We start from the raw sequence: 25,871 nt of genomic DNA on the forward strand, positions 1-25,871 counted from the left end.
GGGTTTCTGTTCGCCACACGCGTTCTCGTGTTTGGCCTGGCGCTCCGCTTCCCTACGTCGCCACGGCTTCTTCGCGCATATCATCCGTCAAGGGTAGTTCTTGAGAAGGACGCAATAGACGGGCGTTCTCTGAAACATGGTGACTCGTCGTCATATATTCCTCCTGGGTGTCCCTGGCCCTGATCTCGCGGCGAGAATCTGGGGACCGGTCACTTCGGAATCGAGTTCCTCGAAGGTTGCCGTGGACGTCTCGCGTGCCAGGCTGATGGCGATCAGGCTGATACCGGCGATCAGTGCAATGTAGACGACTATCCACCCGAAGTGAGGCGGGCCGCCCGCGACCGTGAGCAGCGCCGTTGCGATGAGCGGAAAAACCCCTGCCCCAAGGCTTGCTATCTGGAATCCGACCGATATACCGCCGTACCGAAACCTCGTGGGGAAAAGTTCTGCCATCCATGTGCTGACAGGTCCGTATGCGACGCTGTGTGCGATGACCGGCATGACAGCCCCGGCCACGGCCCATGAGTAGGAATGTGCTCCCAGCGCGCTAAAGGCGCCCCAAGCGGAAAATGGAATAAGGATGACCCCGATCAAAGCGACGCGCTTTCGTCCTACATAATCGGAAAGCCAGGCAAAAGTAGGAACGAGCACGAGACCCGTACAGACTCCGATGAGGGTGAGGGAGAGAGCCTCTGATCTGCTGAACCCCATACGGATGGAGTACATCGGTACGATCGACAGGTTCAGAGCCGAGATGGTCGTGACAACGATCGCGACTGCAACGACAGTCAGGAGAGTCCTCCATTGCGTTCTGAACAGCCCCATGACTGGCCTGTCGGCCAGTCGGTGCTCTCGCTTGGCCTGCTCGAACACGGGGGTTTCATCGACCTTGGAGCGCAGCCAGATCGTGATCACCATGAGGACAGCAGTGAGAAGGAAAGGGACTCGCCATCCCCAGGCAAGAAACGCATCGTTCGGCAGCAACGTGGCGAGCAGCAGCGCGACGTTCGCCAGGATAATGCCTGAGTAGAGACCCATCTGGGGGGCTGCCGCTGCGATTCCTCGTCGATTGCTGTTCGCATGCTCAAGCGCCATGAGGACACCTCCGCCGTACTCCCCGCCCGCAGCAAGGCCCTGCAAAAATCGAAGGATGACGAGCAGTGTGGGGGCCCAGACCCCAATCGCAGCATACGGCGGAAGTAGACCGATAAGGATGGAAGCGATTCCCATCCCGGCCACACTGATGAGGAGTGCGACTCGTCGGCCAATCCGGTCGCCGATGGCAGACATCGCGACGGCCCCAAGCGGACGTGCGACATAACCGGTCGCGAGAGTTGCGAACGAAGCCAGAAGTCCGGTCAGCGGACCTACGTTCGGAAAGAACAGGGGAGCGAACGCGACGACCGCCAGCAGGCTATAAAGGAAGAAGTCATAGTATTCGATGAGAGTGCCGAGATACGCCGACCACGTCGCCATGCGGCGTTGGCTGCGCGTTCTCGTTGACGGAGGAGTGATTTCGAGGGATGCCTGAGCGGGTGTCATCATGATGATCGCGCCTTTGCACGCGGTTCTTTGGCTTTCCGGTTTGACAAGATGAGGAGTGCGCCGTCTGAAGACGCGGGGGTTCCTCAAGGGAGTTCCGAGCAACTCCACAAAAGTCTTTGTAGGTTTGCAGTTGTGTGAATCGCATTTCGCGCGTGGCAGGGAGTTAGAGGCATTCCACGCGCTCACCTTGAAGTCCCAATCGGGCACGACTCCACTCGGCGAAGCGAGCGATAGTCGCGTCCGCTTCCGGATCGTTTCCAGCGGCGATCGTGTAGATGTGCTGGCGCTCGTGCCCGACGTCCAGCGTGAGATCGACCCCCGCCTGACGAGCTTTCTCCGCGTACCGCAACGCGCCCCCGAGAAGGTTCTCGTATCCGCCCATCACCAAGTACACCGGCGGCATCCCTGCTAGGTCACCATACTGTGGACTGAGGAGCGGATCGTCGATTCGCGTCTCACCGATGAACAACTGAACGAGTCGCGAGACCCCTGCCGCGGTCAGGGAGACGTCGTTTCCCTTGTTCGCGTCCATGAACTCGCACTCCCAATCCAGCCCTGGCGAGATCGCGAGGACCACGGCGGGTTGCGAAGTTCCGATGTCACGAAGCTTGAGGGGAAGGGCCAATGCCAGCGTTCCTCCCGCAGAGTCTCCGCAGCACGCGATGTTCTCGGGGTGATAGCCATTCCCGAGGAGCCAGTGATAAGCGTTAACGGCGTCGTCGAGTTGTGCAGGATACACATGTTCAGGGGCCAGACGGTAGTCGATCAGGAGCGTTCGCGCGCCTACGGCCTTCGCGAGATGACCGCCGAACTTGCGGTGTGTAGCGAGCGAGCCCGCCACGAAGGCACCTGCGTGGAAAAAGAGCAGGACGCGGTCGCGGGGCACGCCAAGTGGAGAGCACCACAGTGCTCGGCGATCACCGCTCACTGTCTCCTCGTAGCAGACATCGGTGGGCTCGGTCGTCACCGTGTGCCACGCTTCGCGCATCTCGCGCATCTCTCGGATCGGCATGTCGGGGCGTTCCCGCATGCGATCGCTCCACCCGATGAGCAAGGAGCGCAGGAGCTCATCTGGCCTATCGTTCGTCTCGTTCATCTTGTGCCCCCTGTACGATCGCTCGGCTCTCGCTCGTGGTGCGTGTTTCCCGCGTTGCCAACGCGTTCCCAGCGCGCGATGAACTCGTAGGCTGCTGCGCTACACTCCTCCCAATGTGACATGGCGATACCGTGCCTGCTGTCAGGGATCGTCACATTCTCGAGCTGACGCACGAATGACCCCAGATTTCGCGGATTCTTCCTGTCTACGACCGGACTGCCACCTGTGATATTGAGTACCGGACACTCGATGTCAGGCAATATCCCTTCTAGATTTTCCCTCTTGGTCGCTTCGAAATATGAACAGACGTCCTCAGGGCGCATCGAGCGCTGTGCGGTTCGCATCCAGGAAATGAACTGAGGCTCACGCTCGCGATAGGGGTCCGTGAAGAAAGCGTCCAGAACCTCGTCGGACCAAGGCTCGGTCCCTTCGGTGCGAAGAAGGTCGATCCATCGATCGAGGCCACGTACCCAGTCACCGCGATACGGCGCAGAGCAGGTGGTCAGCGTCGCGACGCGCGGCGCGGCGGTTGCCGCAAGGTAGTAGCCCAGCATGCCGCCGAATGACGATCCGATGTAGTGAATCTTGCTGATTCCGAGTTCGTCTAGGACCCCAATCAGATCGCGGCGCCCCTGCTCCAATGTGAAGTTGGCCAGAGACGCATCTCGAGAGCTGCCATGTCCGCGCAGGTCGACCGCGATGACCGGCCGCGAGTGAAGCGCATCAGCAAGCCAGTTCGACCACGTGGCCCGTCCGTCGCCGATGCCATGCTGGAACAGGACAGGGGTCCCGGTTGTTGTCCAGGGGGCCGACAGACTGATGTACTCGTAGCCGATCCCGTCTCTTGTGCGTGAAACCTTGTAGTCCATTGCGGTATCCTCCAATGTTGTGTCTTCCATTGCCGTATTAATCCGCCCTCGGGCGATATCGATCGTGAAGCAGAAACGTCAGTTGGCCCATTCTGAAACTCACGAAATCGAAAAGCCTCCGTCGATCGGAAAGATCTGACTGGTCGTCGTTTTCCATTCGTCGGAAGCGAGATGGAGCGCCGTCATTGCGACATCGTTCGGCTCGATCAGGCAATTCACCCGGATGCAATGCGGCGCATACTCGACGGCCATCGAGCGCGTGATGGACGATATCCCGCCCTTCGCTGCTGTATAGGCATCCTTCGCGCGTGCCGACGAGCGCGAACGCCGAACTGCAATTAATGACCGAGCCGCCGCCCGTCTTCACCATCGCGGCAATGCCGTACTTACAGGTAATCCACATGCCGAACAGATCGAGCTTGATTGCGCGCCAGAATTCTTCGGCCGGGCAGTCGATCACCTGAGCGTCGATCGCGGTCGAAGCGCCAGCGTTGTTGTAGAGCACGTCAATCCGGCCGGTGAACTGGACTGCGGCGTCGATTGATTCGCGCACCTTTTCCTCGCTCGTTACGTCCGTTCGAACGAACTTCGCCTTTCCGCCAGCAGCGTTGATCGCATCGGCAACGGCCTGGCCTTTACCAGTATTGAATTCCGCGATGATTACAGTTGCGCGTATGCGTGCGAATAGCTCCGCCGCTGCACGACCGATGCCCGCGCCAGCGCCTGTGATGTATGCGATCTTGCCTGACAGTCGTCCCTTGGCGTCACTCATGCTGCGTCTTCGACAGCTTCTCTGGAGGATTCAAGGTATGCGTCGCCGCCATGGGTCAGCAAGAATCCCGGATAGCCCGCCGCCGCGATTTCGTCGCACTTTTTGCGGTACGTGCCATGGCCGCCCAGATACGGCAGAAACACGTGCGGCTTGCCCGGCACGTTCGCACCGATATACCAGGAATTCGCCTTCAGATACAGCGTGCCAGACACGACGTCCTGCACATGCTGCATCCAGTTTCCTTCGGCCTCCGGCTCCGCATCTATCCGCTGGATATCATGGTCGCGCAGGTAGGTCATACACCCGGTGATCCAGTCGATATGCTGCTCGATACTCATCGACATGTTCGCAAGCGGCCCGGGGCTGCCCGGCCCCGTGACCGTGAACAGATTTGGGAATCCGCTCGTCATCAGGCCGATGTAGGTCTTCGCGCCGCTGGCCCACTTGTCGGTGAGCTTGCGCCCCTCCACGCCACGCACGTCGATATGCATGAGCGCGCCGGTGAGCGCGTCGTAGCCGGTCGCGTAGATCAGGCAGTCGAGTTCGTGCAAACCGTCGTTTGTTACGACGCCCTCGGGCACGATGCGTTCGATGGGGGCGGACTTCAGGTCGACGAGCGTCACGTCGTCGCGGTTGTACACACTGTAATACGTATCGCCGAGACATGGGCGCTTCGTGCCGAACGGGAAGCCGCGAGGTAACAGCTTCTCGGCGATTTCCGGATTCGTCACCGTGTCGCGGATCTTGCCGCGAATAAACTCGGCGACCGTCTCATTAGACGCCTCGTTCGACAGAATGTCGCCGTAGCACATCCGAAAGCCCAGCAACTGGCTATTCTCCCAGGCGTTTTCGTACTTCCGGCTGCGTTCCTCTGGCGTCGCGTCGAGCGCTGACTCGACGGGGAACGGCACGGCGATGCCGAAGCGCGTGAGTCGGCTGACCGCACGCCGCTCTGGGTAGGTTGCGCGCACTCGGGCACGCATCTGCGGCGTCAGCGGATGATTCTTGGCTGGGACGACATAGACGGATGTGCGCTGGAACACGGTCAAGTGCTTGCACTTGCCAGCAAGTGCCTGGATCACCTGAATGCCCGACGAGCCAGTGCCGATTACGCCGACGCGCTTCGTGCTGAAATCGACTTCGTGGTGCGGCCAGCGGCCAGTGTGATAGCTCTCACCCTTGAACGATTCCAGACCTGGGATTTCGGGTGGCTTCGGCACCGACAAGACGCCCGTCGCCGGCACGAAAAAGCGTGCCTTCGTGACCTTGCCGTCGGAGGTCGTCACGGCCCAAAGGTTCTCGCGCTCATCGAACACGGCCGATTCGACCTTGGTGTTGAACCGGATGTGCTGACGCAGTTCGAAGCGGTCGGCGACATGATTCAGGTACTTCATCAACTCCGAGGACGCCGGGTAGCGCTCAGGCCAGTCCCAATCGTCCTGGAGTTCGGGGGAAAACGAGTAGGAGTAGTCCCAGCACTCGAGATCGACGCGCGCGCCCGGGTAGCGATTCCAATACCACGTACCGCCCACCCCATCGCCCGATTCGAATGCCTGGATCGCAAAACCCGCGTCGGTCAGCCGCTTGATTGCGTATAGTCCGCCAAAACCGGCGCCCACGATTACGGCGTCCAGAACATTTGAGTCGTGGTTCATTTGGATCATTCCTTTCGTCTCCTGAACTGTGCTGCTTCTTGAGAAGCTATTGAACGGCGGATGCCAACTCGTCGCAATCGGAATGGCTCCACGTTCCCGTACTTTGAAATCCGGTTCGGGGTTCCGGTGGTCCGGCTTCCTGCGAAACAGCGTCCACGCCTCCTTGACCAACTCACCTGGTATTTACGCTTAAAACCAAGCGCCCGGTCACGGGGCAAAATTTCAAAGTACGGAAAACGGGTGTTGCTCGCCTTGACGCGGCATATGCCGATCTTCATCGTTGATACGGAAATCGCACCGACCATCGGTCGCGCCGTTCATACCCCCGCCTTGACCGAACCGTTCGCCACTCGCTCGTTGTCAAGCTCCGATCGGCGGTGATTCTGGCTTCGCCGAAAAGTGATGCTGAAGGATCCGCCACTCGCCATCCTGTAACACGATAACGAGCGTCGTCCGCAAATGGGACCGCGTCATCCGATTGCCACTAAGCGTGAACGAGAAGTTGCCATACCCTTGTGCGAGAAAGCAGCCGGCCCCGAGCTCAATCAGGTGTTGTTCCACCAGCTCCAGCGCGGCGGATTCGATAACGCCCTGGTAGGAAGCGAAGTAGTCCCGAATCGCGTCGGTGCCGACCGAATGGCCTGGTCTTCCGCCGAAGAAAAGTGCGTCCTTGGTATAAACGCGAGTCAGTGCGTCCGAGTCCCAGTTTTGGGCGCCTACGTTCCACGCGGCCTGCACGCTGGCCAGCGCCACGTTGCCAGCAGCGATCAATCGATTCATCGCCTTGTCCTCCATTTAGTAGGATCGCTAATTACAGAAATCGCTTGCAATGGCTTCGATCATCACGCTCCTTCTCCCTGCCGTCAGGTTGCAATCCGCAGGCACCTGTCTTTGACAGGCGGATAGCGAGGTCATTTTTCTCGTTACCGGTGCTGTATCTCGACGGCTTGAATGTGTGCCCTTATTGGCAACCGCCGCAAAAGCTAGGCCGAGACATTCAGGGGTAGCGACTGCGCCTATGTCTCTGCAGTACACTGAATCGATTGCAACACCACCGTCTTAGGGCGTCAACGCGGCTTCCACGACTGTTCCGTACTCTGACGTTATAAATGAAGGTCCAGCGTTCCGCTTGATGTACTCCCTGCATACGAGATATAGGAGCTGCGCCGAAGTCTTCGCGCGCACAAGCTCTGGATTGCCATTACATAAACCGCTATTCGCTCTCTCGTCCAGATCGTCGCGCCATGTGTCGAGCAGTGCGATGCCTGCGGCCATCGTTTCAACCGCAGATTCGCTCTGCATCGGGTTGTTTACCATTTCTGACTCCTTTGAGGGTCTTGATTGTCGGCCGCCCCTTAGCCCATTTCGGATAGTTGAAAACACAATAAGTGAAAACACAGCGTGAAAAAACCGCACGAAGAGACACAATCCTTCGGATTGGTTTCAGCAGGAACCGGCGGCGTACTCGTCGAGCGAGAACCGCGCTAGCAGCGGCATCTCCGCGTTGGCGTGCCCCACCGCACCCCGTTCGCCTCCGGTGACTGGTTCAATGGCGCACCATAGGAATACTCCCGGCGGCAGCTGGAATGCTGACGCAAAAACAAGTGGGCAAGCATGTCTACCGATATCCACACACCCCAAAGATTGCTCTGCCGCGTCCCATCGAATTGTCGTAGGGCGGGCAACTTGAAGACAATCAGCTCACCCAGCCTCGCGATACGCATTTAACCCGTTACGGGGCCGCCGTCGTCCTGCTTCATCACCAGCGCGAGCGAGGACGAAAGGATCGATTTGCAACGCCCGTCAGCCTCCAAACTGCTGCAACTGGCTGACCGCGTCGTACGCGACTGAATACACGGGCGGCTTCGGCGCTCCAGCGTCATCACCGAGTTCGGTGAATCGGTTCACGTTACTTCTCGCAAGCTGCCCGGAGATTGCTGCCGTAAAGGTTGTCCGACGCGGCGAGTCTCCAAGAATGGCACGCCGATTCACGCAGCCCAGAAAGAAACATTTGCGCATGATCATCTTATTTCAGCCGGTACCATGAGCAGCCGTCCGAATGGAGTTCCATCTCCGCTTCGCCGCGCTGCAGGAGGTAATTCAGGTGCGCGATGCTTTCACCAGTAGCCATGCCGAGCAAGTCTGGCTCAAATCCTATCGGGCGGGAGAAAAGCTCTGCGAACACATCGACCGTGCGCTTGGGCTGTGTCAGCGCATCCCTTAGCCGATCCAGCGCTGCATGCTGACTGCGGGTCAAGTATTCCAAGCGGGCGTGAAGTCCTCGGAAAGGCTCATTGTGTGCCGGTAGGACGAGCACATCATCTGGAATGATCTGCCTAAGCTTTTCAAGCGACGCTAACCAGTCTGCCATAGGATCGGCGTCCGGCTCGGTCGGAAAAACTGATACGTTTGACGAGATCCGCGGCAAAACTTGGTCCCCTGAGATTAATAGCTTCAACTCGGCGCAGTAGAAGCAGGCGTGCTCCGGCGAGTGCCCGTTTCCAGTCACCACTCGCCAACGATGTCCCCCGATGTCCAGCAACTCGCCATCTTGCAGCCGGCGGTAGCTATCAGGTAGCGCATGAACAAACTTGCCAAAGCCGCCGAAGCGAGCACGATAGGTCTCGATTGCGTCGTCGTGCCAGCCCGCTCGCTGATAGAAGCGCACCCCGTCCTCCGGTGCTTCACGCCCAGTATCCGCGGCCAAGACCCGGCACATCAAATATTCCAGCCTAGTCATCCAAAGCCGACAACCAAACTTGCGTGTGAGCCAGCCTGCCATGCCAATATGATCTGGATGCATGTGCGTTACGAAGAGGCTGTCAGCCGGCTCTGCGCCAAAGCGCCGTCCTGGGCAAATAAGGTGCGCCAGGCTGTAGCGGTGTCGCTGATCTGCAGGCCGGCGTCGACCCCAGCCCACCCGTCGCCGTCGCGTAACGCCCACAGATTGATGTGATTGAGCCCGAGCGGCATTGGCATGCGCAACCACAGTACACCGGGCGCGATCACTCTGATCATGGCCGGTGCCGGCGCTTCTCCACAAGGGTAAACCAGCACGGGCTTCTCCTCAGGAGGCGTGATTAGAGTTTTGTCGCTCATAGGTGACCAGATCCTTCCATCGAGCCTAGCGGTTTCGAGATCAATATTTGGCTCCCCATCGGCTGCGCGGATGTTGCTTCGCGCAAAGGCCGCTTCCTACATATTTGGATAATTCGGCCCGCTTCCTTCCGGCGTGACCTAGAAGATGTTTTGCGTCGGGTCCTTGATATCGCACGTCTTGCAATGCACGCAGTTCTGCGCATTGATCACGAGCCGCTCGCTGCCGTCGTCGTTCTTCAGGAACTCATACACCGCGGCGGGGCAATAGCGCGACTCCGGGCCGGCGTAGGTCTGCCTGTTCACGTTCACCGGCACCGACGGGTCTTTCAGAGTCAGGTGAGCCGGCTGATTCTCCTCGTGATTCGTGTTCGAGATGAACACCGAAGAGAGCCGATCGAACGTGAGCTTGCCGTCGGGTTTCGGATAGACAATCGGCTTGCATTGCGAGGCGGGCTTGAGCATTTCGTGGTCCCAGTGCCGGTGATGGAGCGTCCAAGGCACGTTGCCGCCGAGCAACTTCTGCTCGATGCCGACCATCAGCGTGCCGAGATACAGGCCCTTGCTCATCCACTGCTTGAAATTGCGCGCGCGCTAGAGTTCTTCATGCAGCCACGAGATCTTGAATGACTCGGGGTACGCGCTCAATTCGTCGCTTTGGCGGCCTGCCTGCACCGCGTCGAACGCACGCATCCGGCAATCCGCGCGATCCTCGAAGGCGGCAAGCGCGTGTCATACGGCGCGCGCGCGATCACGGCGGGCGGCCTGATGTCATTGCCGAAGCTCGTATTTCCGGGCGGGGCACTCCTCGGCGACGATGCGGGCTTTCTTAACGCCTCTCGCATCAAGGGCAGCCACGCCGCAATCAAGACCGGCATACTCGCGGCCGAAGCTCCCGCAAAAGTGTTTGCGCCGACAGTGCGCAACGGTTCACGTCAGAGCGTGACCCGCCCGAAATCCCCGACCGCGAGACGACTCGCCAACAATGCTTCGCCGACTACTGCATGCCAGTACTGCTCCGATCCATGTGCAATTCGCCACGCATGCATCCGTCGCGTGAACAGTTGCAAATCGTATTCACGGGTCACTCCGATGGCGCCGTGCAGCGCGTGGGCGGTGGCCGCGACGGTCGTCACAGCCTCGCTCGTGCGTGCCTTCGCAGTCGCGGCACGCAGCAAGCTGGGCAATCCGGTTTCGTCGGCGCTAAAGCCGCGTTCAGCGGCGATCGTCGCAGCGGCCACCTGCGCGGCCATCATGGCCAGTTGCTGTTGGACCGCCTGGAATTTTCCGATCGGTTTGCCGAACTGCGCGCGATCATTCGCATATTGGAGCGTCATTGCGAACACGCGGTTCATCGCCCCAGCAAGCAGCGCCGCATGAACGCTCGCGGCGCACGCGTGCAGCGCCCTCGCTCCCCGGGCCACGCGGACGATCGGTTCGACCGGTTCGTCCCAGCGCAATGTCGAGCACTGACTGCCGTGCACGCCGGTGGGAATGCGCGTCGCGCGCGCGCACGACAACACAACGAGATCGTCGTCCTGGTCGGCGAGTACGACTTCCGCGATTTGACCATCGGGCGTTAGCGGACAATGCATTGTCCCGCGACCGTCAAACCGATACGACGATGCAAATGCGATCATCGCTTCGTCAACCAACAGGTCTGAAACAGCCACGCCGTACGCCCCCAACAACGCGCGGCTGACGATCGTCTGCGCGACAGGCACCGGCACCGCATACCGACCGATGCATTCGATCACCGGAAAGGCCACATCGAGCGTCAAACCGGCGCCGCCGTGCGCTTCCGGCGCGAGTAGTTCCAAGAATCCCGAATCCACAATCGTGCGCCACAACGGCGCGGGCGAGGCGCCGTCGTCAATTGTGCGAACGACCGACGGCGCGCAGTGATCGTTCAGGATCGCTTCGATAGCTTCGACAAACATGGTCTCTTGTTTCCTTTCAGTCCGATGATGACGTGGGCGTTCAGCGCAGCCCTAGGCCGCGCGCGATCATCCCGCGCAGGATTTCGCGCGTGCCGCCCCGCAGCGAAAAGGTCGGCGCGATCTGGCTCAGATATGCGACAGTACGGTAAAGCTCCGCGTCGATTTCTTCGCCCGGATCCGCGGAGATCGCCGCTTCGAGCGCGGCCGGAATCGCTTGCTCGAACTCGGTTCCGATATCCTTGACGAGCGCCGCCTCAACGACCGGGCTTTCGCCGCGCGCGAGCTTCGCGGTCACCGCGATCGACAGGTTGCGCAACGTCGCGAGGTGGGTCGCGAATCGCCCTGCGAGAGCCACGTCGGCTGCACGCGCGCCGCCGCGCCGCAGGCACGTGAGCCAGCGGTCGAGGAGAACGATGCTCGAATAGATGCGCTCTGGGCCGCTGCGCTCAAACGCCAGTTCCGCGTTAACCTGTGCCCAGCCACTGCCTTCGTCGCCGACTAGCGCGTCGGCCGGCAGCAGTACGTCGTCGAACGTTACTTCTGAAAAGTGCGCATCGCCGGCCAGATCGTGGATCGGCCGAACGTCGACTCCCGGTCGTTTAAGATCGACGATGAACTGAGACAGTCCCTTGTGTCGGTCCTCCGGAGTGCCTGACGTGCGCATGAGGGCGATCATGTAGTCGCAGCGGTCCGCGTTGGTCGTCCAGATCTTGCGGCCGTTCAGCCGCCAGCCGTCGTCGACACACTTCGCGCGGCTGCGTATGCTCGCGAGGTCCGAGCCTGAATTTGGCTCGCTCATGCCAATGCAGAAGAATGCCTGAGCCGCGCAGATACGCGGCAAATAGAATCGCTTTTGCGCATCGGTACCGAACTTAAGGATCAGCGGGCCGCTCTGGCGATCGGCAATCCAGTGCGCGGATACGGGTGCACCGACCGCAAGCAGCTCCTCGACCAGCACGAAGCGGCGGAACGCGTCCATGCCGGCACCGCCGTATTCGACCGGCAGGGTCACGCCAACCCAACCACGCTCCGCGAGCCGGCGGCTGAATGCAGCGTCGAATCCCATCCAGGTACGCGCACGCATATCGCTCGGCATGTCGGGCATCTGTTCGCGCAGGAAGGCTTTCACTTCGTCGCGGAAAGCCTCGGCTTCGGGCGGCAATACGGCGAGCCGAAAGACATTCAGTAAATTCTGCAAAACGGTGACTCCTAGGTGGGTAACGGACGTAGGCGCGGACGCAGCCGCGCATGCAACCGTGACGGCTGCGTTATCCGCCCTCAAACACCGGCTTGCGTTTTTCCAGGAATGCGGCGACGGCCTCACGATGATCGGCGGTGTGGTGTGACAGCGCTTGGAACGTCGACGACAGTTCGAGCAGGCTGTCGAGTCGCGTATGTTGCGCCTCGCGTAGCAGCCGCTTTGACAATCGCACGGCATGCGGCGGATTCGCCGCAATGCGTGCGGCGATCTCGTGCGCGACCGGCAGCAATTGCTCGTGCGGTACGACGCGCGACACGAGATTCCATTCGAGCGCCGTCGCTGCGTCGATCGCGTCGCCCGTGAATGTGAGCTCCGCCGCCCGCGAAGGGCCGACGATCCGCTGCAGCAGCCACGCGCCGCCATCGCCCGGAATGATTCCGAGCTTCACGAAACTCTCGGCGAACTGCGCGCGTTCCGACGCGATTCGAATGTCGCACATGCATGCAAGATCGAGCCCGGCGCCCATCGCCGCACCGTTGACGGCCGCGATTACCGGGACATCAAGATTGAACAGCGCGAGCGGCAGCCTCTGGATGCCGTCGCGATACTCTTCACGGATCTGCAAACCCGACACTTCACCTCTCGCATGCCGCTCCATGTCGCGGATATTGCCGCCGGTCGAAAAGGCCTTTCCCGTGCCGGTGACGATAACGACGCGAACGCCAGCATCGCGGCGAATGCGCTCGGTCACATCGACGAATTCCGCGACCGCCGTATTACCTGTCAGCGGATTGCGCCGGTCGGGATCGTTCATCGTCAGGGTCACGACATGGCCGCGTTGTTCGTACAGCAGGAATGGATTCATCGTGTTCTCCAGTGTGTCGAGCGGCGCGCGTGCGACTACTCGGACTGCCTCGTTCGTTCCGATTTTAGACTTGCGTTCTGATGCCGTGAACAACCTCAAATGCGGATCTTGTCGCGCCTGACTTGAACGCCATTCCGTTCGCGATCCCAGGTGTCGTCGGTGACGCCCTCCTGGCGCAGGCGGTACTTCTCGATCTTCTGCGTCGGCGTATGCGGCAGCGCCTCGAGGACCCGTACATAACGCGGTAACATAAAATGCGCAAGGCGAGGTGTCAGAAACGCGAGAAGCTCGGCTGGGTCGATCCCGCCGCCAGGTACCGGGCATACCACGGCGAGGACATCATCCTCGGACTCTGCAGACACCGCAACCACGGCGCACTCGCGCACTGCTGGGTGCGCCAGGATCTCCGTTTCCACCTCAAATGACGAGATATTTTCGCCCCGGCGACGGATCGCATCCTTCATCCGGTCGACGAAAAAGTAGTTGCCGTCCCGATCGCACCGCATGGCATCCCCGGTATGGAACCAGCCATTGCGCCATGCCTGCACCGTAGCTTCGTCGTTCCGAAAGTAGCCCGAATTCAGCCGCCAAGGCGAGTCGGTGCGAACCTGCAATTCGCCCGCAGCTCCCGGTGGAACCTCGCAGTCGAATGCATCGACGATTCGCAACTCGGTCCCCGGCCTGCGACGGCCGCATGTTCCGGCGACGGTCGGATTTGGCTCTGACATGAGCGGAAGATTCAGTTCCGTCATGTTGTACATGGTCCAGAAATTGACGTCGAAGCGGCTGGCGAAGGCCTGCGCATTCTCTGGCATTGGAATCATCATTACCTTTCGGAGCGGATGCTCGCGGTCCGCCGCTGTCGGCGGCAGCTTATAGATGAACTCGCACATCACACCGAGCAGGATCGCAAAGGTCGCCCCGACAGCACGCACGTCATCCCAGAAACGATCCGTACGGAACTCGGCAAAGGCAACAGTGCCTCCGCGATTCAGCATCGCTGTTACCGGTATCGTACCCGCGATGTGGAAGAGCGGGCCGAAGACCATGGCGCAGTCGTGTCCGTCAAGCATGTAGAAGCTGCGCTCGCCGCTGGTCTCCCAGAGCTGCGCGTAACAAGTCACCACGCCTTTGGACGGACCGGTGGTACCCGACGTGAAGATGATCGACTGCACGTCCCACGGCTCAATTGGCCGATCCAGCGGCGGCACTTCGCCGCCCCGCTCCACTACCGAGGCATCGAGACTCTCGATTCCTCCGAGCTCACAGCCGCTGTGGCCGAACTCAACCACCTTGCGCAGTGCAGTCAGCGATAGGCCGGTCAGGCGTGGAGTCAAGTCCTCACAGGTAACCAGCACCTTTGAGCCCGCGTTTTCCAGCACATGACGCAACAGCTCACCCTTATAGGCCGTGTTGATCGGGACATAGATCGCGCCGAGCCAATTGATGGCGAACCAGACGCGCAGCATGTCAATACCATTGGGGAGCCAGACAGTCACTGACTGGCCCTGCCGTACGCCGATCGACGCTAGACCAGCCGCGGTCTTTTGCACGGCTCTGCAGAACTCCAAGTAGGTAATCTCTTCGCCCTCGATACCACGTACAAACGCCTTGTCCGGCTGACGCTGCGCCATACGCTCAAGCACGTAGCGCTGCACGCATTCGTCACGCGGCGGAACCGTCCCGGTATAGGCGTTCGCTTGTCTAGGATCATATTCCACGGCCAGTCTCCTCTCAGTCTTGATGCTTGCCGCCCGCTGCGGCCCGCTCCCTATTTGACGAACTTCATTTACTTCTGCAGCAGCGACGCGACCGTATATCCCGCCGCGCTATACAACTTGCCCATGCCCGTCAGTCAGTCATATTCATGAAATGCGTCAGGGTGGACCCGGGCATCGTGCAACAGCTCGCACTTCATCCGGATCCGACAGCGGAAGCCGAACCGGGAAGGAACCCGGAGAGAGCTGCCTCACCGTGCCGGGAGTGCGTAATTCGACGGCCAGCTTGGCGGCCTGCCTGGCGCTCGCGCGCCGCGACGACGAATACCACCGAGCCTCCGGCAACATGACTAGTTCGAAGTTCATGACATCTTGCACCTGCGCTCCCCGCGGGAAAAATGCCTGAATTGCGGTCGGTGCCGTATTCCCCGGCATCCCGTTTAGCAGCGCTTGACCCAACGATGACCGCCCTGCCCGTTAGGACCAACGTGGCATCTGCACCGCCGGCGAACGCTGGCCAACCCCCACAGGTTTAGTACCTCGCATCTGCGCGGGCGCCGGCATGATTGCCGACGGCCGCCGTCGACGAACGCCAACTGACGCGGCGAGATCATGCCGCGCTCCAGTCGGTAAGCACTCCTTCGGTGTTTGCCTCGGTGGCACAAGGCGGGCACGGCGTGGAGGGTTGCGTACGCGAAAATCTGGGAGCAGGTGCCGGCTGCAAAACGCCGTCAAGCGACATATGTGATTGTCTTGCCACATTATGGGGATGGCGAGGCGCCTCGTCGAAATCCAGAACCGGTGCGAAGCAAGCGTCAGTGCCTTCCAGCAGCGCCGTCCATTCAGCACGAGTCTTTGTCAGGAACACCTGTTGCAGCCGATCCGACAATGCCGGCCATTGTTCGATGTCCATCTGCGGATCGAATTCCGGGACATCAGATATTCCCAGCTTGTCGCGCAACAGTGCATAAAAGTGCGACTCGACCGCCGCGACCGAAACATAGGCGCCATCTGCGCATTGATACGCGTTGTAGAAATGCGCACCACCATCGAGCAGATTGCCTCCCCTGCTCGCGGGCCAATGCCCTGCGGCACGCAAACCGACGATCGGCGCGAGCAGCGCAAGTGTGCCGTCGGTCATGGCAGCGTCGATGACCTGGCCCTGCCCTGAACGCTCACGTTCATAGAGCGCACTCAGAACGCCAAACAGAAGGAACATAGTGCCACCGCCATAGTCGCCCACCAGATTTAAGGGCGGAATCGGCTTGCCATCGCGCGGTCCGATCGCCGCCAGCGCACCGGTGAGGGCGATGTAGTTCAGATCGTGCCCTGCAGCGTGTGCAAGTGGGCCTTGTTGCCCCCAGCCGGTGATACGTCCGTAAACAAGCTTCGGGTTGATGTCGAGCAAGGCCTCCGTTCCTAGGCCCAGGCGTTCCATCACCCCGGGCCGAAAGCCTTCGATCAGCACGTCTGCCCGCTTTGCGAGCGCAAGTGCCGTTCTATACCCGGGCTCGGTTTTGAGATCCAGCACGACCGAACGCTTCCCGCGGGAAGTGACGTCGGCTGAATCGGCAGACTTCGCGGGCGGGCGGTCAATCCGCACCACATCGGCGCCCAGATCGGCCAGCAGCATACCGGCAAGGGGAGCCGGCCCCAGACCTGCAAATTCCAGTACTTTGAGGCCGACCAGCGGGCCGCGCCTTGGCTGTTTCGTATTCAGGGCTGCCTGCACGGTTCTGTGTCTCCTTCGTGAAGCGCTCATCTTCGTCGATGACCGGTCACTTTTTTGATCTCAAGGTCCGCTGACACTCCCCGCTCGCCTTCACAGCCGACGGTCAGCAACGACTATTCGTCCGCACCATACGGTACCAGCCGAGCGAGCGAGGTGCATCGCGCGCTACAGGAACCATTACGGCAAATCAGTGCGCAACCGCCGGTGTGACCTCCAGATCTTCGAGGTTTGGCGTCTTCATCACTTCCTCAAAGTATTCATACGTCCACGGCCAGGAGCTGATATTGCCGTTCTTGTCCATGTACCAGCTGCGGCATCCAGTGGTCCAAACCGTTTCGAGCATTTGTTCTTTGACCGCCGCGTTGAACGCTTTCATGGCAGCGACTTTCGGGACCACCGACTTGGCCTCGCCCGCCGCCAGCAGCTTGATCAGGTTCACCGCGTAACCACACTGGTTCTCCGCAGTCATGAGAAAAGAGAAATTGCCGATCGGGCTGTTCGGACCGCCAATCATGAAGAAGTTCGGGAACCCCGGAATGGTCACGCCGAGGTAGGCTTCATGCGCATCCTTCCAGGCCTCGTCGATCGTCACGCCGTTTTCACCGACCAGTTGCATCGGGAACAGCGTTGAATGGGCGTCGTAGCCAGTGGCGAGTATGAGCAGATCCAGCTCAAGCAGCTTGCCATCGGCCGTGCGCACGCCCCGCGACTCTATGTTTTCGATGGGATCCGTGACCAATTCGACGTTGGACTTCTGCACCGCCTCGTAGAACCCGTCTGACATCACCAGGCGCTTGCAGCCTACCTTGTAACTCGGGCGCAGCTTTTCACGCAGCACGGGATCCTTGACGCTGTTTTCCAGATTGTCGTTTGCAATTTGCACCATGCGTTCGTACACGCGGGGATTCTTGCCGACGACTGCTGCGGCAAACTTACTGTTGAACTCGTGGCTAAGCTGATCGTAGCGCGCCTGCAGGAGCTCCGGGTCGCGACGGTAGCCCTCCTTCTCCTCCTCGGGGATCACTGTGTTGGGCAAGGGCAGGATCCATTGCGGCGTTCGCTGGAACAGCGACAGCCGGCCGACACGGTCCGCGATCGCCGGCACGATCTGTGTGGCGGTAGAGCCGGTCCCTATGATTCCGACACGCTTGCCGTCCAAGGACGCCTCATCGTTCCAGCGGCCAGTATGGAACATGGTGCCGGCAAAGGTATTCAAGCCTTCAATGTTCGGCACTACTGGATAGCGCAGGATACCCATCGCGGTTATCACAGCGTCGAACGGGCCGTAGGCGCCTTCCTTAGTCTTCAGCGTCCATTTGTCGTCGTCGTAGCGCGACTCGATGACCTCGGCGTTGAACCTAACGAGCGGAGCAATTTCATGCTCGGTATAGACGTTGCGCACGTAGGCCAGGATCTCACTACCGGAGGCGCACACGCGGCTCCACTCCGCATTGGGCGCGAACGAGTAGCGATACAGGTGCGAAGGCACATCACAGGCTACACCGGGGTAGCGGTTGTCGCGCCACGTGCCACCAATGTCGGAGGCTTTCTCGAAGACCTGGATGTCGGTTTGCCCGATCTGGCGCAACTTGACCACCGCCATGATGCCCGAGACACCTGCGCCGATCACGGCGATCTTCAGTTTTCGCTGTTTGGTCATGTCAGTTCCTCGGTGTGGAATTTGTTGGACGGTCGGCGACCGATTCCGCCAGCGCGACTCGATAGAACCTAATGGTACTTATTGGTATCGTTTGATTACAAGCGAGTATACCCTAATGCCTCTTCAATAGGCGCGGGGTTATTCGTTTGTGTCATACTGAAAGCCAACATTCCCCTCTTTTCGTAGGGAGACCGGGGCGCTGTGCGCAGATCTCGACGGCTACGGAATTAATGTTTAAAAAGGGCAAGCGGTGCAGGAACAACAGACAGAAAGCGTCGAAGGCGGCGCCCGGCTGCAAATCAGGGAATACAAGGAAACCCTGATCATGAATGCCGCCGCAGATCTCTTCTATGAACGCGGTTTCCAACGCACGACGCTGGACGACATCGCAGCTGCGCTCGGAGTGACGAAGCCGTTCATCTATCGATATTTCAAGTCCAAGCACAGCATCCTTGAGCGGCTATTCGACAAGGCTTATCAGGATTTGTACGAGGCTGTCACGAGGTTGCGTGCAAATGGCGAGACAGACCCGGTACGCCGCTTCGAGCAATTCATTTCAGCGTATGTACGGGAGAATCTGGCCCGTCGTACTTTTTCCGGCATTGTTCTCGAGGAAGAAAAGAACTTCAGTGCGGATACGATTGCTGATATGCGTAGAAAGCAACGCAGCTTTGACGCACTACTGACTAGCCTGATAGGCGATGGAGTACGTGCCGGCGCTTTTGACGTCGATGACGCCGAGATAACCTCGCTTGAAATCAGTGGTATGGTGCGATGGACACATCGCTGGTATTCGCCAAAGGGCCGACTTTCCGCCGACGAACTATGTGCGCACCTCACACGCACAGCGCTTAGGATGGTCGGCTGGAATGAGCTCTACCCGGCTAGGCCATCGTCCAAATTGGAGGCCGTTACGGACCAGCGCGAGGACACCGACAAGTCTTAGCATTGCCAAAACTCTGGCTATGGCTTGACACTTCAGCACGATTCAGCATCGTTCACGCAGCAGTCAGCGACTTAGTCGCCGCGTCATTACAGCGCGTACAGCGACTTTTGCTCGATTCCAGCCGGCGCCATCATCACCTATCGGCGGAGCCCCTTGATTCTCAGGACACCCGGCACCTCTTAAATTAGAGGGTAGTCTTGTGACTGGATTTAATCCCAGGCATAGCGTGGAAAGCGTTGAGATTTTGAGTGAACCGGAGCACCGTCGTCGGCGTTCCGTCGAAGAGAAGTGATCCATCGTGCAGGAGATGTTTCGCACCGGGCGAGACAGTCTGCGGAGTGCCGCGTCGGCACGGCAACGGAAGGCCAAACTGCAGACCAGCCGACTCATTGGATGCGTGTCGGTCATCGTGCCGACGCTCACACCCATCACCTCGATACAGAAGTCGCTGGTTCACCTCGACCGTTACGATCCGGCTACTTTCGCTCATCGGTTGCAAACGATTCTCCATTCGATGTGCTGAAACTATCGCTTACGGTCAAGTCGAGACTTATCGGCCTGTCCAGACCGGCTTGCGTTTCTCCGCGAATGCCGTCGCTCCTTCGTGGGCGTCGGCAGAGGCAAAGACAGGATCAATAAGCGGCTTCTGTAGCGCAAACATTTCTTCGTGAATCCAGTCGCCGGACTGTGCGATCACCTGTTTGCTGGCTGCGATGGCCAGCGGCCCGTTGGCACCCACGGCGGCTGCCAGTTTCAACGCCTCGTCGAGCGCACCGTTGGGCTCGGTCAGGCGATTGACCAGGCCGAGTTCATAAGCGCGAACGGCCGACAGCATGTCGCCCGTCAATGCATATTCCATCGCCACGTGGTATGGAATGTGGCGCGGCAGTCGCATAAGTCCACCGGCCGCGGCGGCGAGCCCGCGCTTTACTTCGGGTAGGCCAAACTTGGCCGTGCTCGACGCGACGACGAGGTCGCATGCCAGTACGAGTTCGAAGCCACCGGCCAGCGCGTAACCTTCGACTGCGGCAATGAGTACCTTGCGCGGCGGTCGTTCGGTCACCCCGCCGAAGCCCCGGCCCGGGATGCTTGGGCGCTTTCCGGCAAGGAAGCCTTTCAGGTCCATGCCGGAGCAGAAGGTGCCACCCGCACCGGTCAGCACGGCGATACTCAGGTCGTCGCGCGCATCAAGTTGGTCTAGTGCTGCAGCTATTGCTGTGGCCGTCTCGAAGTCCATTGCATTTCGGGCTTCGAAACGGTTGATGGTAAGAACCATCGAGTTGCCTCGGATTTCCATTAGAAGGGTATCGTCCACGGTTCTCTCCCTGAAGTCCTTGGGTACTCAGCGGGCGGCCATGCGGATGGCGCCGTCCAAGCGGATGGTTTCGCCGTTGAGCATGGAATTTTCAAGAATATGCAGCGCGGTAGAGGCATACTCGTCCGGCGCGCCTAGGCGGGCTGGGTGCGGCACCATGGCGCCCAGCGAATTGCGGACGTTCTCTGGCAGCTTGTCCAGCAGCGGGGTATCGAACAGGCCGGGGGCGATAGTGCACACCCGGATCTGGTGCTGGGCAAGGTCACGTGCCGCCACCAGCGTCATTCCAACGACGCCCGCTTTGGCCGACGCATAGGGAATCTGACCTATTTGGCCCTCAAAGGCGGCTACCGATGCGGTCAGCACGCAAGCGCCGCGCTCGCCGGATACGGGCTCGTTTCTGGCCATGCGCGCCGCTGCCAGGCGCAGCGTGTTGAACGTGCCGATAAGGTTGATTCGTACGATTCGCTCATAGACTTCGAGCGAGCCTGGCGAGCCGTCCTTTTCCACCAATCGCACACGGCCACCCAAGCCGGCACAGTGAATCAGCGCGCGCAGTGGCGCAATGGCCTCAGCTGCGTCGTAGGCGGCATTCATCTGGTCGGCGTCGGTCACGTCGGCCTTGACGAAGCGGACTTTGCCACCGAATTCATCCGTTACCGCGTTGCCGCGCTCTTCGTTCAGGTCGGCGATGACCACGCAGACACCACGCCCGGCCAGGCTACGGGTACATGCCAAACCTAGGCCGGAGGCGCCGCCGGTGACTACGGCGGACATGTTTTCGAGTTTCATAAAGGATATCCTTTGATTCTTGACTGAAAGGGCGACGTTGGCCGTCATTTCCGCGACGCGTGAACGCAGCATCCTGGAAGTTCGCTGGGATTCCCGACTTCGGGAAATGACGGAATGGGGTGTTACACACGCTCGATAATGGTGGCGTTGGCCATGCCGCCGGCTTCACACATGGACTGCAGGCCGTAGCGGCCGCCCCCGTCTTCTAGGGCATGCAGCATTGTGGTCATCAGCCTCACTCCCGACGCGCCCAGTGGGTGGCCCAACGCAATTGCGCCGCCACGCGGGTTCAGGCGGGCCGGGTCGGCATTGAGCGCCTTCTGCCATGCCAACGGTACGCAGGCAAACGCTTCGTTGATTTCGTAGTGGTCAACCTGATGTAACTTGAGGCCGCTCTTCTTCATGGCGCGCTGGCTGGCCGGGATCGGCGCGGTCAGCATCAGCAGCGGATCGTCTCCATACACGTCGAATGCCACGAAGCGCGCGCGCGGCTTCAGTCCCAGGCGCTGCGCCGCCGACTCGCTCATCAGCAACATGGCCGAGGCGCCATCGCTAATCTGTGAGGCGTTACCCGCCGTCACATTCCATCGGATCTGTGGGAAGCGCGCGCTGAGCTCGTCATTACGGAATGAGGCCTGCAGCGCCTGGAGCTTTTCCACCGAAGTGCCCGGACGGATGGTCTCGTCGTGCTCGACCACGCCGTTGGGCGTCGCGATCGGCAGAATCTCGCGGCGAAAGGCTCCGGCTTCGCGGGCCGCGGCCGCCAATTCGTGCGATCGCGCAGCGTAGGCGTCCATCTGTTTGCGCGACAGATCGTACTTCGTGGCCACCAGTTCAGCCGCTACGCCCTGCGAAACGAGACCTGGCGCATAGCGCGCTTCAAGAGACGGACCATAAGGATTCTGGCCGATGCGAGCAGAGCCCATCGGCACACGGCTCATCGACTCGATTCCGCACGCGATGACGATGTCATAGGCTCCCGCCATGATGCCCTGCGCGGCGAAGTGCACGGCCTGCTGGCTGGAGCCACACTTGCGGTCGATGGTGGTCGCGGGCACGTGGTCAGGGAAACCCGCCGCCAGCCACGCAACGCGGCCTGGACTGGCGGACTGTTCGCCGGCCTGCGTGACGCAGCCCGTAATGACGTCGTCGACCCTCCCCGGGTCCAGCTTGTTGCGTTCCACCAAGCCCTTGAGCACTTGGGCTAACAGTTCGGTGGCGTGTAGTTCGGTGAAAGCCGAACCTGGCTTTGAGCGGCCCATCGGGCTGCGGATGGCGTCAACGATGAAGGCTTGTTGCACTTTTATCTCCTGTGTAAGTGATCCGCCTCAGTTGCACACCGGCGGCGATTCCGCATGCAATACAAGTTACCCGATAGGATGCTTTGATACTATCGGGTATTCACCAATCCTCAAAGGTAACGCGAGGGTGAAGAATCTGGACATATGCCAAACCTAAATGGAGCAAATCAAATGACCCAAGCTGACCTGCCGCTGGCAGGAGTTGTCGTTGTCGAACTGAGCGACAACGCTTCCTTGCCGTTCTGCGGTCAAGTCTTGGCTGGACTTGGCGCCGAGGTGTGGAAGGTCGAGCGTCCGCAGGGTGACTGCTCGAGAGGATGGGGGCCCGGAGTCTGGCAAGGCACTGGAGTGGCATTCCACGCAGTGAATCGTGGAAAGAAGTCGGTGCGCCTTGACATCAAAGATCCCAGGCAGCTCGCCATACTTAAGAAGCTGGTGATCGGGCATGCCGATGTTTTTATGCACAACTTGCGGCCAGGCTCGGTGGAGCAGTACGGGCTCGACCCCGAATCGCTGCGTTCCCATAAGCCCGACCTGATCTGCTGCGAGCTTGGGGCTTTCGGTCATGTCGGGCCGATGAGCAAGCGGCCGGGCTATGACCCTCTGGTGCAGGCATTTTCGGGAATGATGAGCGTGACCGGCGAAGACGGACGCCCGCCCGTTCGGGCCGGTGTGCCAATTGTCGACTTCGGTAGCGCGCTCTGGACCGTAATCGGCGCGATCGCTGCGCTATATCGACGTAAGGAAACGAAAGTGGGCGCGACGGTGAACTCTTCACTGCTTGAGACAGCGATGGCATGGATGGCGTTCAGCGTCGCCAATCATGCGACAACAGCGCAGCCTGACACCCGACATGGTTCAGGTATCGCGCTCGTAGTGCCGCACCGAGTGTATGCAGTTGCGGACGGGTACCTTGGCGTGGCAAGCGCCAATGAGCGGCTGTTTGGCAGACTTTGCGATGCACTCGGCAAGACAGAATGGCTCGACAACCCAAAGTTCGCCACCAACGCCGCTCGTCTGCAAAACCGCTTGGAAATCGATGGCCTGATCGAAGCCGAACTCATGAAGCACACGCGTGCATACTGGGGCGAGCGGCTGGATGCTTGCGGTGTTCCAAACGCACCCCTCCAGACGACAGCGGAAATCTGCGCGCACGAGCAGATCATGGCGTTGGGTATTTTGGCAAAGCCGGACGAGGAGGAAGTTCCCCTCGTTGGCCTGCCAATCTCCTTCGATCGTCAGCGGCCGCCGCCATTGAGTTCGGCTCCGACACTTGGGCAGGATAACGAAAAACTTCAGGCGCTGCTTGCTTCGGAGAGTTAGGCGGACAGAATATGGTTGCTGCGTATGTGCGGTCAGAAGCGCCTGAGCAAAAGGGTGTATCCCTTCTGTCGCAGCTCCTGGCTTGCGAATTCCTTCGGAAATGGATGAAGATCATGTCTCAGATGCCGAAAGAGGTACCTGCAAGCTTCGACACGTTCACACTGTCGCGAAGATCTCTGTTGATCAAAACTCTTGCCATGACAGCCGGGGGTTGCTGTCTGCCTGGTCTTGGCTGGGGTCGAGATAAAAGCTATTCGGGAGCGCTCGCTTTGCCGCTCTACAAAGAGTTGACGGACAACATTCCGTTGATCGTCGGATTTGACAAGGGTTTTTTTGCTGACGCTGGTCTGGATCTGAAGCCCGTCAGCTACAGCGTGCCATCAGATGTTATCCGTGCAGTAACAACCAATACGGACATCGGCGCCGCTTCTGTCATCGCCGGCATTGCCGCCCGCACTCGAGGATTTGACGAGCTGCGGATCATCGGCACGCTCATGGGAAAGCTGTCGCTCGACTTCGTCGTCCCTGTCAACTCTTCAATAAGAACATCTAAGGATCTTGCGGGAAAGACAATTGGTGTCAACGTACCATCCTCCATCGTCACTTATTTCGCTAAGTCGATGCTCAGGGAAGCCGGCCTTGATCCGGAAAAGGACGTAAAACTGATCGACGTCAAGGGTGCTGGTCCGGGCGCCACTGCGCTGGAGAACGGCCTTGTCGATTGCACCTGGTCGACCGCGCCATTGCAAACCCAACTAGAATTGACCAACAAGGTTCGCTCGATCTATAAATGTGGGGAGCATTTTCCCCACATGCAGCAGACTGCGATCTACTCGACTAGCAGTTTTCTTGACAAGCACGGGGCGACGGCAACGACCTACCTTCGGATCGTGGCGAAGTGCCAGGAATTCGTGACGGCGAACCCGGAGGCGGCAGCACGTATCTACGCAAAATTCCTGGGCATCGACGAAGCCATAGCGGCAAAGGTAGTCATGGCGGTTGCCCCAGGATATGTCATTTCGGTGAGTCGCGGTGGTATGGATGCCAACATCAGAGCGGCGAAATCACTTGGTCTGCTCGAAAAACAACTGAATTACAGCGATATCGTGGACCTGCGATTTGCGCAGGCTGCAACCTGATGCAGCTTCTGACCTTTCCCATGGAAGAGACGATGTACAGTGCTGATCATTTGGAGGCGAACGCTTCCGGTATTTCCAGAACATTCGAACCGAGGCGGGCTGCCAACGAAGCTCCTGGAGATGTTGTCGTCCTTCGGGATGTCGGCATGACATATACCACCGGGTCTATGGAAATTCAGGCGATCGGCTGTATCTCAGCGAGCATCAAGCCAGGCAGATTTGTCACAATCGTTGGTCCCAGCGGATGCGGAAAGAGTACGTTGCTCGAAATTGTGGCTGGGCTGCGGCGACCCACATCAGGCGCTGTCCTGATTGATGGGAAGCCGGTAACCGGACCTACCCAACGGATGGCCATGGTTTTCCAGGAGGATTCAACGCTTCCATGGAGATCCGTTCTGGACAACGTCGCCTTTGGCCTAGAAGTCGCCGGGATGCGCCGACGCGAGCGTAACGAGAGGGCGCACGAGATGATCAGGCTCGTCGGGCTCCAGGGCTTCGAAGGCCAACGTCCGGCGCAACTCTCAGGCGGGATGAAACAAAGGGTAGCGATTGCGAGGGCGTTGGCGATGGATCCCCAGATTCTTCTCATGGACGAGCCATTTGGGGCGCTTGACCAACAAACGCGCTGGATGGTGGGCGCAGAACTGACCCGAATCTGGGAAGCTGCGCACAAGAGCGTGATGTTCGTCACTCACGACATCCAGGAGAGTGTGCTGTTGTCCGATGAGGTATGGGTGCTGTCGAAACGGCCATCGCGCATTAAGGGCATTGTCAATGTGGACCTTGAGCGACCCCGACCGTCATCACTGATCCGGTCTGCGGAGTTTCATGCATTGATCACCCAAGTCTGGGATCTGCTGAGCGAGGAATTCGACATCGTTCACAATGATCGTGCTCAACGTTGAA

General features: G+C 59.7%; 19 protein-coding genes and 6 pseudogenes. 6 read left to right on the forward strand and 19 right to left on the reverse strand.

Features of this window, described 5'->3' with window-relative positions; all coding sequences use genetic code 11:
• Positions 1 to 150: 150 nt before the first annotated feature.
• From HDG34_RS01065 to HDG34_RS01105, 10 genes and pseudogenes are all read right to left on the reverse strand, one after another.
• On the reverse strand, positions 151 to 1,545 hold the full coding sequence (locus HDG34_RS01065; RefSeq protein WP_184057014.1) for an MFS transporter: 1,395 nt from the start codon (positions 1,543 to 1,545) through the stop codon (positions 151 to 153).
• 163 nt (positions 1,546 to 1,708) lie between these two features.
• Entirely contained in the window at positions 1,709 to 2,641 is a 933-nt protein-coding gene (locus tag HDG34_RS01070; protein WP_184057016.1) for an alpha/beta hydrolase, read from the reverse strand.
• Positions 2,638 to 3,510: an alpha/beta fold hydrolase gene (locus HDG34_RS01075; protein ID WP_184057018.1), complete on the reverse strand. Its 873-nt coding sequence runs from the start codon at positions 3,508 to 3,510 to the stop codon at positions 2,638 to 2,640. The genes HDG34_RS01070 and HDG34_RS01075 overlap by 4 nt, the downstream gene beginning before the upstream one ends.
• Before the next feature lie 99 nt (positions 3,511 to 3,609).
• Positions 3,610 to 4,282 (reverse strand): annotated as a pseudogene (locus HDG34_RS01080) (SDR family NAD(P)-dependent oxidoreductase).
• Positions 4,279 to 5,937, reverse strand: coding sequence for an NAD(P)/FAD-dependent oxidoreductase (locus HDG34_RS01085; RefSeq protein ID WP_221308995.1), 1,659 nt, complete (start codon positions 5,935 to 5,937; stop codon positions 4,279 to 4,281). Before HDG34_RS01085 ends, HDG34_RS01080 begins: the two are co-directional and overlap by 4 nt.
• Before the next feature lie 360 nt (positions 5,938 to 6,297).
• Positions 6,298 to 6,717, reverse strand: coding sequence for an SgcJ/EcaC family oxidoreductase (locus HDG34_RS01090; RefSeq protein ID WP_184057022.1), 420 nt, complete (start codon positions 6,715 to 6,717; stop codon positions 6,298 to 6,300).
• 279 nt (positions 6,718 to 6,996) lie between these two features.
• Positions 6,997 to 7,254 carry a hypothetical protein gene (locus HDG34_RS01095; RefSeq protein ID WP_184057024.1) on the reverse strand — a complete coding sequence of 86 codons (258 nt, stop codon included), beginning with the start codon at positions 7,252 to 7,254 and terminating at the stop codon, positions 6,997 to 6,999.
• Between the two features lie 516 nt (positions 7,255 to 7,770).
• Positions 7,771 to 7,920 (reverse strand): annotated as a pseudogene (locus HDG34_RS38835) (nitronate monooxygenase); the annotation flags it as partial.
• A 43-nt stretch (positions 7,921 to 7,963) separates the two neighbouring features.
• Positions 7,964 to 9,036: pseudogene (locus tag HDG34_RS01100) on the reverse strand (MBL fold metallo-hydrolase).
• Between the two features lie 138 nt (positions 9,037 to 9,174).
• Positions 9,175 to 9,720, reverse strand: a pseudogene (locus tag HDG34_RS01105) (4Fe-4S dicluster domain-containing protein); the annotation flags it as partial.
• On the opposite strand from HDG34_RS01105, the pseudogene HDG34_RS01110 reads away from it, so the two are divergent.
• Positions 9,718 to 9,927, forward strand: a pseudogene (locus HDG34_RS01110) (NAD(P)/FAD-dependent oxidoreductase); the annotation flags it as partial. The pseudogenes HDG34_RS01105 and HDG34_RS01110 overlap by 3 nt on opposite strands.
• Before the next feature lie 41 nt (positions 9,928 to 9,968).
• On the opposite strand, the gene HDG34_RS01115 reads toward HDG34_RS01110, so the two are convergent.
• The 6 genes from HDG34_RS01115 to HDG34_RS01140 all read right to left on the reverse strand — a co-directional run bounded on the left by HDG34_RS01115 (position 9,969) and on the right by HDG34_RS01140 (position 18,149).
• The gene (locus HDG34_RS01115; RefSeq protein WP_184057026.1) at positions 9,969 to 10,973 is read right to left on the reverse strand and encodes an acyl-CoA dehydrogenase family protein; all 1,005 of its coding nucleotides are present in this window, start codon (positions 10,971 to 10,973) and stop codon (positions 9,969 to 9,971) included.
• 40 nt (positions 10,974 to 11,013) lie between these two features.
• Positions 11,014 to 12,171, reverse strand: a complete 1,158-nt coding sequence (locus tag HDG34_RS01120; protein ID WP_184057028.1) for an acyl-CoA dehydrogenase family protein — start codon at positions 12,169 to 12,171, stop codon at positions 11,014 to 11,016.
• 70 nt (positions 12,172 to 12,241) lie between these two features.
• Positions 12,242 to 13,039, reverse strand: coding sequence for a crotonase/enoyl-CoA hydratase family protein (locus HDG34_RS01125; protein WP_184057030.1), 798 nt, complete (start codon positions 13,037 to 13,039; stop codon positions 12,242 to 12,244).
• Between the two features lie 95 nt (positions 13,040 to 13,134).
• Positions 13,135 to 14,760 (reverse strand): AMP-binding protein, encoded by a 1,626-nt coding sequence (locus tag HDG34_RS01130; protein WP_311734712.1) that lies wholly within the window; start codon positions 14,758 to 14,760, stop codon positions 13,135 to 13,137.
• Positions 14,761 to 15,367: 607 nt separating this feature from the next.
• Positions 15,368 to 16,489 (reverse strand): CaiB/BaiF CoA-transferase family protein, encoded by a 1,122-nt coding sequence (locus HDG34_RS01135; RefSeq protein ID WP_311734713.1) that lies wholly within the window; start codon positions 16,487 to 16,489, stop codon positions 15,368 to 15,370.
• Positions 16,490 to 16,676: 187 nt separating this feature from the next.
• Complete coding sequence (locus HDG34_RS01140; RefSeq protein WP_184057034.1) at positions 16,677 to 18,149, reverse strand: NAD(P)/FAD-dependent oxidoreductase; 1,473 nt, start codon at positions 18,147 to 18,149, stop codon at positions 16,677 to 16,679.
• Between the two features lie 250 nt (positions 18,150 to 18,399).
• Between HDG34_RS01140 and HDG34_RS01145 the strand changes: the two genes are divergently transcribed.
• Positions 18,400 to 19,095: a TetR/AcrR family transcriptional regulator gene (locus HDG34_RS01145; protein ID WP_184057036.1), complete on the forward strand. Its 696-nt coding sequence runs from the start codon at positions 18,400 to 18,402 to the stop codon at positions 19,093 to 19,095.
• Positions 19,096 to 19,294: 199 nt separating this feature from the next.
• Positions 19,295 to 19,451, forward strand: a pseudogene (locus tag HDG34_RS39785) (IS3 family transposase); the annotation flags it as partial.
• A gap of 194 nt (positions 19,452 to 19,645) precedes the next feature.
• Here HDG34_RS39785 and HDG34_RS01150 read toward each other — a convergent pair.
• From HDG34_RS01150 to HDG34_RS01160, 3 genes are all read right to left on the reverse strand, one after another.
• Positions 19,646 to 20,410, reverse strand: a complete 765-nt coding sequence (locus HDG34_RS01150) for a crotonase/enoyl-CoA hydratase family protein (protein ID WP_184057038.1) — start codon at positions 20,408 to 20,410, stop codon at positions 19,646 to 19,648.
• Positions 20,411 to 20,437: 27 nt separating this feature from the next.
• Entirely contained in the window at positions 20,438 to 21,202 is a 765-nt protein-coding gene (locus tag HDG34_RS01155; RefSeq protein WP_184057040.1) for an SDR family NAD(P)-dependent oxidoreductase, read from the reverse strand.
• A 122-nt stretch (positions 21,203 to 21,324) separates the two neighbouring features.
• Positions 21,325 to 22,503 carry a thiolase family protein gene (locus tag HDG34_RS01160; protein ID WP_184057042.1) on the reverse strand — a complete coding sequence of 393 codons (1,179 nt, stop codon included), beginning with the start codon at positions 22,501 to 22,503 and terminating at the stop codon, positions 21,325 to 21,327.
• A 171-nt stretch (positions 22,504 to 22,674) separates the two neighbouring features.
• Here HDG34_RS01160 and HDG34_RS01165 point away from each other — a divergent pair, with 171 nt between their 5' ends.
• The 3 genes from HDG34_RS01165 to HDG34_RS01175 all read left to right on the forward strand — a co-directional run bounded on the left by HDG34_RS01165 (position 22,675) and on the right by HDG34_RS01175 (position 25,870).
• Positions 22,675 to 23,826: a CaiB/BaiF CoA-transferase family protein gene (locus HDG34_RS01165; protein ID WP_184057044.1), complete on the forward strand. Its 1,152-nt coding sequence runs from the start codon at positions 22,675 to 22,677 to the stop codon at positions 23,824 to 23,826.
• 113 nt (positions 23,827 to 23,939) lie between these two features.
• Positions 23,940 to 24,965 carry an ABC transporter substrate-binding protein gene (locus HDG34_RS01170; protein WP_184057045.1) on the forward strand — a complete coding sequence of 342 codons (1,026 nt, stop codon included), beginning with the start codon at positions 23,940 to 23,942 and terminating at the stop codon, positions 24,963 to 24,965.
• A complete protein-coding gene (locus HDG34_RS01175; protein WP_221308996.1) occupies positions 24,965 to 25,870 on the forward strand; it encodes an ABC transporter ATP-binding protein in 906 nt (301 codons plus the stop codon). The genes HDG34_RS01170 and HDG34_RS01175 overlap by 1 nt, the downstream gene beginning before the upstream one ends.
• Position 25,871 lies beyond the last annotated feature (1 nt).

This window comes from Paraburkholderia sp. HC6.4b (assembly GCF_014200875.1).
In the GTDB taxonomy this organism is placed as follows: domain Bacteria; phylum Pseudomonadota; class Gammaproteobacteria; order Burkholderiales; family Burkholderiaceae; genus Paraburkholderia; species Paraburkholderia tuberum.